The organism is Streptomyces sp. NPDC019937 (assembly GCF_040631655.1).
Classification (GTDB): domain Bacteria; phylum Actinomycetota; class Actinomycetes; order Streptomycetales; family Streptomycetaceae; genus Streptomyces.
Genome location: NZ_JBEYAL010000055.1, coordinates 34,984 through 47,229 on the forward strand (window position 1 = coordinate 34,984; position 12,246 = coordinate 47,229).

General features: G+C 74.9%; 11 protein-coding genes. 9 read left to right on the forward strand and 2 right to left on the reverse strand.

Going from position 1 to position 12,246, the window contains the following annotated elements:
* Positions 1–80 precede the first annotated feature (80 nt).
* The 3 genes from ABZ562_RS36890 to ABZ562_RS36900 all read left to right on the forward strand — a co-directional run bounded on the left by ABZ562_RS36890 (position 81) and on the right by ABZ562_RS36900 (position 3,206).
* Positions 81–1,289, forward strand: coding sequence for a histidine kinase (locus tag ABZ562_RS36890; protein WP_361488574.1), 1,209 nt, complete (start codon positions 81–83; stop codon positions 1,287–1,289).
* A gap of 4 nt (positions 1,290–1,293) precedes the next feature.
* Positions 1,294–1,947 (forward strand): response regulator transcription factor, encoded by a 654-nt coding sequence (locus ABZ562_RS36895; protein WP_361488577.1) that lies wholly within the window; start codon positions 1,294–1,296, stop codon positions 1,945–1,947.
* Positions 1,948–2,015: 68 nt separating this feature from the next.
* The gene (locus ABZ562_RS36900) at positions 2,016–3,206 is read left to right on the forward strand and encodes an ROK family protein (protein WP_361488580.1); all 1,191 of its coding nucleotides are present in this window, start codon (positions 2,016–2,018) and stop codon (positions 3,204–3,206) included.
* Positions 3,207–3,231: 25 nt separating this feature from the next.
* On the opposite strand, the gene ABZ562_RS36905 is transcribed toward ABZ562_RS36900, so the two are convergent.
* Positions 3,232–3,975 (reverse strand): GntR family transcriptional regulator, encoded by a 744-nt coding sequence (locus tag ABZ562_RS36905; RefSeq protein ID WP_361488582.1) that lies wholly within the window; start codon positions 3,973–3,975, stop codon positions 3,232–3,234.
* A gap of 162 nt (positions 3,976–4,137) precedes the next feature.
* Between ABZ562_RS36905 and ABZ562_RS36910 the strand changes: the two genes are divergently transcribed.
* From ABZ562_RS36910 to ABZ562_RS36935, 6 genes are all read left to right on the forward strand, one after another.
* Positions 4,138–4,884, forward strand: a complete 747-nt coding sequence (locus tag ABZ562_RS36910; RefSeq protein ID WP_361488585.1) for an SDR family oxidoreductase — start codon at positions 4,138–4,140, stop codon at positions 4,882–4,884.
* A 132-nt stretch (positions 4,885–5,016) separates the two neighbouring features.
* Entirely contained in the window at positions 5,017–6,603 is a 1,587-nt protein-coding gene (locus ABZ562_RS36915) for an alkaline phosphatase D family protein (protein WP_361488588.1), read from the forward strand.
* A 60-nt stretch (positions 6,604–6,663) separates the two neighbouring features.
* Complete coding sequence (locus ABZ562_RS36920; RefSeq protein WP_361488591.1) at positions 6,664–7,197, forward strand: DUF1990 domain-containing protein; 534 nt, start codon at positions 6,664–6,666, stop codon at positions 7,195–7,197.
* Positions 7,198–7,311: 114 nt separating this feature from the next.
* The gene (locus ABZ562_RS36925; protein WP_361488593.1) at positions 7,312–8,595 is read left to right on the forward strand and encodes a GNAT family N-acetyltransferase; all 1,284 of its coding nucleotides are present in this window, start codon (positions 7,312–7,314) and stop codon (positions 8,593–8,595) included.
* A 67-nt stretch (positions 8,596–8,662) separates the two neighbouring features.
* Positions 8,663–10,345, forward strand: coding sequence for a DUF885 domain-containing protein (locus tag ABZ562_RS36930; protein ID WP_361488596.1), 1,683 nt, complete (start codon positions 8,663–8,665; stop codon positions 10,343–10,345).
* Between the two features lie 196 nt (positions 10,346–10,541).
* Positions 10,542–11,069 carry a GNAT family N-acetyltransferase gene (locus ABZ562_RS36935; protein ID WP_361488603.1) on the forward strand — a complete coding sequence of 176 codons (528 nt, stop codon included), beginning with the start codon at positions 10,542–10,544 and terminating at the stop codon, positions 11,067–11,069.
* A gap of 8 nt (positions 11,070–11,077) precedes the next feature.
* On the opposite strand, the gene ABZ562_RS36940 is transcribed toward ABZ562_RS36935, so the two are convergent.
* Positions 11,078–12,246, reverse strand: a 1,169-nt coding sequence (locus ABZ562_RS36940) for an SbcC/MukB-like Walker B domain-containing protein (RefSeq protein ID WP_361488605.1), incomplete at its 5' end; no start/stop codon positions are given.

Below are 12,246 nucleotides of genomic sequence, written 5' to 3' on the forward strand. Positions count from 1 at the left end.
CCACGGGGTGGCCAAGTGGCCGAAGGAGATTGGCCGATGGGCCGATGTGCGGCTCCCGGTGGCCCGCTTACTCTCCCGTCATGACCAACGGCCTCGACCTCGCTCTCCCGGCCGGGCGCGCCTGGCGCGACCGGGCGGTGGACGCGGCGCTCTTCTGCGCTGCCGTGCTCCTCGGCATGGTCGTCCTCGGTGTGGTGAAGGAGCAGGGTGATCTGCCGGGGTGGGCGGTGGAAGCGGACCCGCTGCTCGGGCTCGTGGCCTGCGGCGCGCTGTGGTGGCGGCGCCGCCACCCGCTCGTGGTGGCCCTGATCGGGCTGCCCGCGGTGGCGCTGGCGACCAGCGCCCTGCCCGCGGGTGCGATGATCGTCGCCAACGCCGCGCTCCGGCTCCGCCGGCGGCGGGCGCTGCCGACGCTCGGTGCGTACGCGCTGTGCATGGCGCCCTCCGGCCTGCTGCTGTCGGGGACGGCCGGCGACCTGTGGTTCGACGCCGCGTTCTCGCTGGCCTACCTCCTGGCCGCCTTCGCCTGCGGCCATGCCCTGCGGTCCCGGCGGCTGCTCGTCGAACGGCTGCGCGCGGACGCCGCGCGGGCCCGGGCCGAACACGAACGCCGGCTCGCCGACGCCCGCCGCGCCGAACGCCAGGCCATCGCCCGGGAGATGCACGATGTCCTGGCGCACCGTGTCTCCCTGCTCTCCGTGCACGCGGGCGCGCTCGCCTACCGCACCCGGCAGGCGGAGGCGGGCGCCGGACCCGCGCTGGACGGCGCCGAGGTCGCCGAGAGCGCCGAGGTGATCCGGGGCAACGCGCACGAGGCCGTGGAGGAGCTGCAGGAGGTGCTGCGCCTGCTGCACGCGGAGGACGGCGGCGAGCCGGTGTCGCTGCTGCCACGGATCGAGGACATCGACGGTCTCGTCGCGGACGCCCGTGCCACGGGCCAGCCGGTGGACTTCCGCACCGAGGTGGCCGCCGACACCGTCCGGGCCTTGCGTCCGCAACTGCACCGGACCGTCTACCGGGTGGCCCAGGAGGGATTGACCAACGCCCGCAAGCACGCGCCCGGCGCCCCCGTCGGCCTGACGCTGGCCGGAGGTCCGGGCGGCGGTCTCACGGTGGAGGTCCGCAACGCGCTGCCCGCCGCCCCGAGCGCCCGCGACCCGATCCCGGGCACCGGCACCGGCCTCACCGGGCTCGCCGAACGCGTACGGCTCGACGGCGGCACCCTCGACCACACCGCCGCGGACGGCACGTTCACACTGCGCGCCCGGCTACCGTGGCCCGCGAGGTGACGTCATGATCCGAGTGCTGCTGGCCGACGACGACCCGCTGGTGCGGACCGGGCTGAAGATGATGCTGCGCGGTGCGGACGGCATGGAGGTCGTCGGGGAGGCGGCCGACGGCGCACAGGTGGCCGCCGCCGTCCGCGAACACGAGCCCGACGTGGTCCTCATGGACATCCGGATGCCGGTCATGGACGGCCTCGCCGCCACCCGGGCCCTCGCACAGCGCGACACGCCGTCCCCACGGGTGATCGTGCTGACCACCTTCGACGAGCACCGGCTGGTGCTGGAGGCGATGCGCGCGGGCGCCGCCGGGTACCTCGTCAAACACTCCGCGCCCGAGGAGATCGTGGAGGCGGTACGGCGGGCCGCCCGCGGCGAGCCCGCCCTGTCGCCGTCCGCCGCGCGGGCACTGATCCAGCACGCGGCGACGGGACCGGACGACCGGTCCGAACACGCCCGGCGGCGGCTCGCGTTGCTCACCCCACGGGAGCGCGAGGTGGCCGAGGCGGTCGCCGAAGGCTTGTCCAACACCGAGATCGGCGTCCGCCTGCACCTGTCCGTCGGCACGGTCAAGGCCCATCTCTCCGGCGCCCTGGCCACATTGGGCCTGGACAACCGCGTCCAGCTGGCCCTCCTCACCCACGACGCCCGCCCGCGGACCTGACCGCACGGGTGCCGTCGACGAGCCCAGCAGATACGATCCGGCACACACGCACTGGGAGGGGGTCCGACGTGGGGCGGCTGACCGGCGGGGATCCGTCCCTGCTGCGGCGCATCAACTCCGCCGTGGTGCTGCAGGCGCTGCGCGCCGCGACCGCGTCCGCGCCACCGGACGCCCCCTCCGCGTCCCTCACCGACCTCACCCTGGCCACCGGCCTGTCGCGGCCCACCGTCGAGGGCGTGGTCGACGGGCTGCTCGACAGCGGGCTCGCGGCGGAGGTGCCCGCCGAGGAGGGCGGGGTCCGCCGCCAGGGCCGCCCCGCGCGCCGGTTCCGCTTCCGCGCCGAGGCCGGACATCTGCTGGGCCTGGAGATAGGGGCGCACCGGGTCGCCGCCCTGTTGTCGGACCTGGACGGGCGTGCGCTCGGCAGAGCGGTGCGCGAGGTGTCCGAGAAGGCCCCGGCCGAGATGCGCCTGGAGCGGGTGCGGGCCACCGCCGCGGATCTGCTGCGGGAGGCCGGGGTCGAACGCCACTCGCTGCGGGCGGTCGGGGTGGGCAGCCCCGGCGTCGTGGAGGCCGACGGCACCGTCCATCTGTGCACCGCGCTGCCGGGCTGGACGGGCCTGCCGCTCGGGGAGCGGCTGCGGGACTCCTTCCAGTGCCCGGTGCTGGTGGAGAACGACGCGAACACGGCCGCCGTGGCCGAGCACTGGAGGGGCGCCGCGGCCGGTTCGGACGATGTCGTCTTCGTCCTGGCCGGACTGAGCCCCGGCGCCGGATCGCTGATCGGGGGGCGGCTGCACCGCGGCTACGGCGGCGCGGCCGGGGAGATCGGCGCGCTGCATCTGCTGGGCCGCGAGGCCAGCCCGGAAGAGGTGCTCTCCACCACCGGCGAGCCGCTGAACCCCCTGGACGAGGCGCAGGTCGTACGGGTCTTCGCGCTCGCCCGGGACGGCGACGTCCGGGCGCGCGCGGCCGTGGACCGCTTCATCCGGCGGCTGGTGCACGACACGGCGGCCCTGGTGCTGGCGCTCGACCCCGAGGTGGTCGTGGTGGGCGGCTGGGCCGCGGGGCTGGAGGGCATGCTGGACCCGCTCCGCGAGGAGCTGGCGCGCTACTGTCTGCGCCCGCCGCAGGTCGCCCAGTCGCTGCTGGGCGAGGCCGCGGTGACGACGGGCGCGGTGCGGCTGGCCCTGGACCATGTGGAGGCGGAGCTGTTCGCCGTGGACAGCACGGTCACCGCTCGCCGCGCCGCTCGCTGATCAGCCGGCCGGACCAGCCCTCGTATCAGCCGGCCAGCAGCTCGACGCCGCTCGGGTCGCCGAAGGTGAGGCGGCAGGTGTCGGCGCGGTAGGTGGCCACGGCGACCGCCGCGGTGCGCTGGTCCGCCACATAGCGGGTGGTCACCACGAGCACGGGGGCGCCGGGCAGCCGGTCCAGCTCCTTGGCGTCGTCCGCGCGGGCCGACCCCAGCTCCACCGACTGCTCCCGCCCCTCCAGGCGCAGCCGGCTCAGCTCGCGCAGCACGGCGCGGGCGCGGGCCAGCCCGCTGGGGGTGTCGATGGCGGCGAGGCCGGGAACGGACGCGGCCGGTACGTACAGCAGCTCGGCGGCGAGCGGCTGGCCCTGGCTCACCCGGGTGCGCCGCACCTGGTGCACGGGGGTGGCGGGGTCGGTGTCGAGCAGCCGCACGACGGCCGCGGGAGGCACCGCCTCGACGCTGTCGACGCAGGCCCAGGCGTCGTCGCCCGCCTCGCTCCAGGTGTGGGTGTAGTCCGCGACGGCCACGCCGACGCGCGGCGGCGCGACGGTGGTGCCGACACCGCGGCGGCGCTGCAGCCTGCCCTCCAGCTCCAGCTGTTCGAGGGCCTGCCGGAGGGTGGCGCGGGCGACGCCGAAGCGGGCGGCCAGCTCACGCTCGTTGGGCAGGATCTCCCCGACCGCGAACTCCGAGTCGAGCGCCTCGCTGAGCACGGTCTTCAGATGCCAGTACTTCGGCTCCGGTACCGAGTCGAGCTGCGTGGTCCCCACCCTGATCTCCCCCAGTCTTCTTTATGCGCACTTATTTATTAAACATTGTTGCAGTATGAAGGCGACCATAGGACGGGGCGCACGCTTGGTCAAGACCAATGCACGATCAGCTATCGTCGATGATCATTCCATCGGGGCGATACGGGGCGGGAGCTGACGGCAATGGACCAGGTCACCGTGGTGACGGGCGGCAGTCGTGGCATCGGGGCGGCGGTGGCGGTGCGGCTCGCGCGCGCCGGGCACCACGTCGCCATCGGCTACGAGCAGGCGCGGGACGCCGCCGAGCGGTGTGCGGAGCTGGTGCGCGCGGAGGGGGTGCGGGCCGCCGTCGTGCGGGCCGACACCAGCGTCGTGGAGCAGGTCGAGGCGATGTTCGACACCGTCCGGGAGGAGCTGGGCCCGATCACCGGGCTGGTCAACAACGCCGGGATCACCGGGCCGTTGGGCCGCTTCACGGAGACGTCGCCCGAGGTGATGCGGCGGGTCGTGGACGTCAACACGACCGGCGCCCTGCTGTGCGCGCGGCGCGCGGCGCGCGAGATGTCCACCCGGCACGGCGGCCGGGGCGGCGCCATCGTCAACGTCTCCTCGGGCGCGGCGACGACCGGCAGCCCCGGGGAGTACGTGCACTACGCGGCCAGCAAGGCGGCCGTGGACGCGATGACGGTGGGCCTGTCGAAGGAGCTGGCCATGGAGGGGATCCGGGTGAACTCGGTCCAGCCGGGCATGACGCTGACCGACATCCACGCGCGGATGGGCGACCCGGAGCGGCCGTGGCGCAACCCCGAGCGGGTGCCGATGGGGCGGCCGGGCGAGCCGGAGGAGATCGCGGGCGCGGTGGCGTGGCTGCTCTCCCCGGAGGCGTCGTATACGACGGGAGCCGTGCTGCGGGTGGCGGGCGGACTGTAGTGGCGCCCTGGAGGTGTCACCGGACCGGGCCCCGGAAAGGGCTGCTGTTCACTGTGCGTTCGGGAATGAGGCATCTCGCACCGATAGCAACAGACCGGCACAGCTGTTCTACGAGCAACGGGAGGCTCCACCATGGCGCGGGAATCCGGCAGAACGATCGGGCGGCGTACGGTACTGCAGGGGTCGGCGGCCGCGTCCGCGGCGCTGGCACTGCCCGCCGCGGCGTCGGGGGTGGCAGCGGCGGCGGCGCCCGCACAGGCGCTGTCGGGCCGCCCGAGCGCCCGGTGGGGCGTGCAGACGGGCGACGTGACCACGTCCTCGGGTCTGGTGTGGGTGCGCTCCGACCGCCCGGCGCGGATGATCGTGGAGACCTCCGCGACCGAGTCCTTCGCGCGCCCGCACCGCTGGCAGGGACCGCTGCTCGGGCCGGGCACGGACTTCACCGGCCGCACCGCGCTGCACGGTCTGCCGTCCGGCAGCCAGGTGCACTACCGGGTGCTGCTCGCCGACCCGGAGGACCCGCGCCGCACCGGTGAGCCGGTGTACGGGACGTTCCGTACGGTGCCGGAGCGCCGCAAGGGTGTGCGGTTCGTCTGGTCGGGCGACCTGGCGGGGCAGGGCTGGGGCATCGACCCGGACCGCGGCGGCTACCGGGTCTTCGAGGAGATGCGCCGCCGGAATCCGGACTTCTTCCTGTGCAGCGGCGACAACATCTACGCCGACGGCCCGCTGACCGAGACCGTCAAGCTGCCCGACGGCTCCACCTGGCGGAACATCATGACGCCGGAGAAGTCCAAGGTCGCCGAGACCCTGGACGAGTACCGGGGCAACTTCCGCTACAACCTGCTGGACGCCAATCTGCGCCGGTTCCACGCCGAGGTGCCGTCCATCACCCAGTGGGACGACCACGAGGTGCTGAACAACTGGTACCCGGGCGAGATCCTGGCCGACGACCGCTACACCGAGAAGAACGTGAACGTGCTGGCGTCCCACGCCCGGCAGGCGTTCGCCGAGTACTTCCCGATCAGCACGCTGCGGCCGGACGCGAGCGGCCGGGTGTACCGGGTGCGGCACCACGGCCCACTGCTGGACGTCTTCGTGCTGGACTGCCGTACGTACCGCGACGCCAACTCGCCCGGCCGCCAGCCGGAGGACACCCAGGGCATCCTGGGCGCCGAGCAGCTGAGCTGGCTCAAGCGGGAGCTGTCGCGGTCGCGCGCGGTGTGGAAGGTGATCGCCTGCGACATGCCGCTCGGTCTGGTGGTCCCGGACGGCGCCAGCGACTTCGAGGCGGTCGCGCAGGGCGACCCGGGCGCCCCGCTCGGCCGTGAGCTGCAGCTGGCGGAGCTGCTGCGGCACATCAAGCACCAGAAGATCACCGGCACGGTGTGGCTGACGGCGGACGTCCACTACACCTCGGCGCAGCACTACGACCCGTCGCGGGCGGCGTTCAAGGACTTCGCGCCGTTCTGGGAGTTCGTCACCGGCCCGCTCAACGCGGGGGCCTTCCCGGCGGTGAAGCTGGACGGCACGTTCGGCCCGGAACAGCCGTTCGTGAAGGCGCCGGACCGGGCGAACGTCTCGCCCGCCGAGGGCTACCAGTTCTACGGCGAGGTGGAGATCGACGGCGACAGCGGCGAGCTGACGGTCCGGCTGCTGGAGGTCGGCGGGACGGTGCTGTACACCAAGGCGCTCCGCCCGGGGCTGGTCGGCCAGTAGGCCCCCGCGTGTGCGGTGCGCGTCCCCTGAGGAGCCCCGGGGGCGCGTACCGTTGCGCCCATGGCCCCCCGCGTTCCGCCCTCCCGCCTCACCTACCCGGAGGTGGGCGCCACCCGGCACCGGCCGCTGCCCGCCGGATACCACCATCTGCGGGTGCGGACCCGGATCGGGGCGGGCCCGGAGGTGTTCGAGGCCGCGGGGCGCGCGGTGCTGGACTGGCGGATGCACCGGGCGGTCGGGGTCACGATCAGCGCCCGGGGTCCCGCCGTCGAGGGGCTGACGGTCGTGGTGGGGCTGGGCGCCGGGCCGCTGCGGCTGCGCGCGCCGTGCGAGGTGGTGTGGACGGTGGCGGACGCGACGGCGGCCGGCTTCGGGTACGGGACGCTGCCCGGCCATCCGGAGCGCGGCGAGGAGTCGTTCGTGGTGAGCCTGGAGCCGGACGGCTCGGTGTGGCTGACGGTCACGGCGTTCAGCCGCCCGGCGGTAGGGTTGACCCGGGCGGTGGCGCCGCTGGTGCCGTATTTCCAGCGGGCGTACGCGCGGCGCTGCGGGCGGGTGCTGCGGCGGCTGGCAGCGGGGGGCCGCGATGGGTGAAGCCGCCACCATTCAATCCCGGACAAAACGAGCTTCTGCGAGCAGATGCACACTTAACCCATAGGTCACAGAGCGTTTGTGATCACGCAACACCCTTGCGCGAGGCTGTTTTCCATGACTCCTCGAGCGACACCCGACCACCACCCCACCCAGTCCCGTGACCGCTGGCGGCTGCCCACCTGGTGGCGGCGACTACACGGCCACGCCCCGCCGGTGCCGGAATCCTCACCGGAGCCCGCGGACCCGTCGCGGACCGGCGCGGCCGAGGCCGCGGGCGCCCCGGAGAACTCCCCGCAGGAAGACACCGCCACCACGCTGTGGCGGATACGGACGACCGTACGGGACGAGCCGGGCACCCTGGCCGCGCTGTGCGGGGCGCTGGCCGGCCACCGGGTCGACATCCTGTCGCTGCAGACCCATCCGCTGGCCGAGGGCACCGTGGACGAGTTCCTGCTGCGCGCCCCCGCCGTCGTACCGGCCGACGAGCTGAAGCGCGCGATCGCCGCGGGCGGCGGCAGCGACACCTGGATCGAGCGCGCCGACGCCCACGACCTGGTGGACGCGCCGACCCGGGTGCTGACGCTGGCGACCCGTACCGCGCTGGACGGCGCCGAACTGCCCCTCGCGCTGCGCCAGCTGCTCGGCCGCTGCACCCTCCACTCGCTTCCGGCCACCTCGCTCGGCGGCCGTCCGCTCCAGGACGCGCCGCCGGTCGAAGGGGTGCTGGAGGAGACCGTGATGCGGCTGCGGGACCCGTCCGGCGGGGCGCTCGTCATCGAGCGGCCGCATCTGCCGTTCACCCCGACGGAGTTCGCGCGCGCCCGCGCGCTGGTCGAGCTGGACGCCCGGCTCGGCCCTCGGCTGCCGCACCGCCGCGATGTGCTGACGCTGCCCGAGGGCAACGAGGTCACCGTGCGCCGGGCCGACACCCGGGACCTGGACGCGGCCCGCGCGATGCACCAGCGGTGCTCGGCCACCACGCTCGCGCAGCGCTACCACGGCCCGGTCGGCGACGCCGACCGCTATCTGGACCATCTGCTCAGCCCGCGCTTCGGCCGCACCCTCGCCGCGTACACCGCCTCCGGCCGGCTGGTCGCCCTCGGCCATCTGCTGTGGGACGGGGACGAGACCGAGGTCGCGCTGATCGTCGAGGACGCGTGGCAGGGCCGCGGCATCGGCGGGGAGCTGCTGCGGCGGCTGGTCGCGATGGCCGCCGAGACGGGCGGCGCATGCGTCTACGCGGTCACCCAGTCGGCCAACACCGGCATGGTCGCGGCGATGCGCGCGCTCGGGCTGCCGCTGGACTACCAGATCGAGCAGGGCACGCTCGTGGTCACCGCCCAGCTCGCCCCCGTGTCGCAGGTGCCCGCCGCCCCGGCCCCGCGGAGCGGCCGCTGAGCGGCGGCGGGCGCGGAGCACCCCCGCGCGGATGACGCCGCGCCCCCGGCCGTACGAGGATGGCCCCATGTCCGATTCCAAGAACGCTCCGCTGCCCCGGCAGGTCGCCGACGCCTACGTCGACGACCTCATCGCACTCGACCCGATCACCGGCACCTACCTGGGCGTTCCCGAGAGCGCACGCGATCTGCCCGACTTCTCCCCCGCGGGCGCCGAGGCCGCCGCCGAGCTGGCGCGCACCACCCTGGACCGGCTGACCGAGGCCGAGGCGCGGCCCGGTGCGGACAGCGACGCCGAGCGGCGCTGCGGGCGGCTGCTGCGGGAGCGGCTGACCGCCGAGCTGGCCGTGCACGAGGCCCATGAGTCGCTGCGCGCGGTCAGCAATCTGCACTCCCCGCTGCACTCGGTCCGCAGCGTCTTCACCGTGATGCCGACCGCCACCGAGGAGGACTGGTCGGCGATCGCGGCCCGGCTGCGCGCCGTCCCCGGCGCGCTGGAGGGCTACCGCGCCTCGCTCGCCGAGGGGCTGCGGCGCGAGCTGCCCGCCGGGCCCCGGCAGGTGGTCACGGTCCTCGGCCAGCTGGAGGAGTGGATCGGCACCGGCCGCGGCTGGTTCGGCGACTTCACCGCCGAGGGACCGGAGGCGCTGCGCGCCGAGCTGGACGAGGCCGCCGCCGCGGCCACCGGGGCGCTGGCCGCCCTGCGCGACTGGCTGCGCGACGTGTACGGCCCGGGCGTCGAGGGCGCCCCGGAGGTGGTGGGGCGCGAGCGCTACCAGCGCTGGTCGCGGATGTGGAACGGCACCGACCTGGATCTGGACGAGGCGTACGCGTACGGCTGGTCCGAATACCACCGCATCCACGCCGAGATGCGCACCGAGGCGGAGAAGATCCTGCCCGGCGCCACCCCGTGGGAGGCCCTGCGCCACCTCGATGAGCACGGCGTGCACATCGAGGGCGTCGAGGAGACCCGGGTGTGGCTGCAGGAGCTGATGGACGAGGCCATCGAGCAGCTGGACGGCACCCACTTCGACCTGGCCGAGCGGGTCAAGCGGGTCGAGTCGATGATCGCCCCGCCGGGGAGCGCGGCAGCCCCGTACTACACCCAGCCGTCGGTGGACTTCTCCCGCCCCGGCCGCACCTGGCTGCCCACCATGGGCGAGACCCGCTTCCCCGTCTACGACCTGGTCTCGACCTGGTACCACGAGGGCGTCCCCGGCCACCATCTGCAGCTCGCCCAGTGGGCGCACGTCGCCGACCGGCTCTCCCGCTACCAGGCCACGGTCGGCATGGTCAGCGCCAACGCCGAGGGCTGGGCGCTGTACGCGGAGCGGCTGATGGACGAGCTGGGCTATCTGACCGACCCGGAGCGGCGGCTGGGCTACCTCGACGCGCAGATGATGCGGGCACTGCGGGTGATCGTCGACATCGGCATGCACCTGGAGCTGGAGATCCCCGGCCACTCGCCGTTCCACCCCGGTGAGCGCTGGACGCCGGAGCTGGCGCGGGAGTTCTTCGGGCTGCACTGCGGCCGCCCCGCGGACTTCCTCGACAGCGAGCTGGTGCGCTACCTGGGCATGCCGGGCCAGGCCATCGGCTACAAGCTGGGCGAGCGGGCCTGGCTGACCGGGCGGGAGGCGGCCCGCAAGGCGCACGGCGATGCCTTCGACGCCAAGAAGTGGCACATGGCGGCGCTGTCGCAGGGGTCGCTCGGGCTGGACGACCTGGTGGCGGAGCTGTCCGCGCTCTGAGGTGACGAGGCGGGGGCCCGGGACGGTGGTGTGTCCCGGCCCCCGGCTCCTGATCGTCGGCCGGGGCCGGGCGGCCGGGGCCCGGCGGGACGTCGCGGACACTCCCGCAACGACACGTGTGTGCCGCCCCGGCCGAGTACAGTCTCACGCTGGGCCGCGCGAATCCGCGCCGCGTCCCGGTGAGGAAGGGCCCCACGTGGCGTACCAGAAGACGCACGAGAACGGCCGGTTCGTGCTGCGGAACGACCGGGTGGCGCTGCGCGAGCACACGCCCGGCGACGCGGCCGTGGTCGCCGACGGCAAGCCCGGCGATCTGGACTGGATCGACGGCGTCCCCGGCGACGCGTCGATCGGCGCCGCCGGAATGACCGCGCGCGCAGCGGCGGCGGGCTACCACCGCTCCCCCTGGGGCACCTACGCGATCCTGCGCGCCGAGGACGGCGTCGCCCTCGGCAGCATCGGCTTCCACGGCGCGCCCGCCCCCGGCGAGGGCGAGGTGGAGGTCGGCTACGACCTGTCCCACTCGGCGCGCGGCGCGGGCTGGGCCACCGGTGCGCTGCGGCTGCTGATGGAGTGGACCGTGGAGCGGCCGGAGGTCCACACCGTCATCGCGACCACCGAGCCGTGGAACATCCCCTCCCAGCGGGTGCTGCTCCGCGCGGACTTCACGCGCACGGCGGACCGCGGCGATCTGTACGTCTACCAGCACACCGCGAGGCCCTGACCCCGCTCTCACCCCAGCGCGGCGGTGGCGGCGCGGTGGCGCACCGCCGATCCCTCGCGCCCCTTCACCACCTCCAGCCGCGCCGGGATCCGCTGGCGCAGATCCGCGACATGGCTGACGATGCCGACCGTACGGTCCCGTTCGCGCAGCGAGTCCAGGACGTCCAGCACCTCGTCCAGGGTCTGTTCGTCCAGGCTGCCGAACCCCTCGTCGATGAAGAGGGTGTCGAGCCGGACCCCGCCCGCCTCGTCCGTGACGACATCGGCGAGCCCGAGCGCGAGGGAGAGCGAGGCGAAGAACGTCTCGCCGCCGGAGAGGGTCGCGGTGTCCCGCTCACGACCGGTCCAGGCGTCGATGACGTGCAGCCCGAGCCCGGAGCGGCCGCGGCCGCCCGCCCTCGCGTCGGAGTGCACCAGGGTGTAGCGCCCGGAGGACATGTGCCCCAGCCGCGCGCTGGCCGCGGCCGCGACCTGCTCCAGCCGCGCGGCCAGCACATACGCCTCCAGCCGCATCCGCCGCTCGTTGTCGGCTGAGGTGCCGGCCGCGAGCGTGGCGAGGCGGGCCACGCGGTCGTACTCCTCGCGCAGCGGGGCGAGCCGGCGCGCGTCCTCCACGGCCTGCGCGGAGAGCCCGTCCAGGTCCTGGCAGCGGGTGCGGGCCGCCGCGTCGGCCGCGGAGGCGTCGCGCAGGGCGCGGGTGGCCGCGTCAGCTGCGGCCCGGGCCGCGGCGAGGTCGGCCGGCGGCTCCTGCGCCGCGGCGGCGAGCCGCGCGTCGGCCAGCTCCGCCGCGACGGCCGCCTCCTCCGTCCGCCACTCCTCCAGGCGGCGCTGCGCCTCGCGCCGCCGGTCGGCGGACAGCACGGCGTCGGCCGCCGCCTCCGGCGTGTCGAAGCCCGCGCGGTACGCGGCGTCGGCGAGGTGCGCGTCGGCCTCCTTCAGCCGCCGGGCGGCGGCCTGGGCGTCGCGCACCGCCTCGGCCGTCCGCGCCAGCAGCCCGGCCTGCCGCTCCAGCCGCGCCACGCGCTCGGCCACCGAGGCGTCCGCGCCGCGGGCCTCCTCCAGCTCGGCCAGCAGCGCGGCCCGCTCCCGGGCCAGCGCCTCGCGGTGCGACGTGCGGGCCGCCGAGCGCCGCTCGGCCTCCTGCCGCTGGGCCAGCCGCCGGGCGTGCTCGCCCTCGG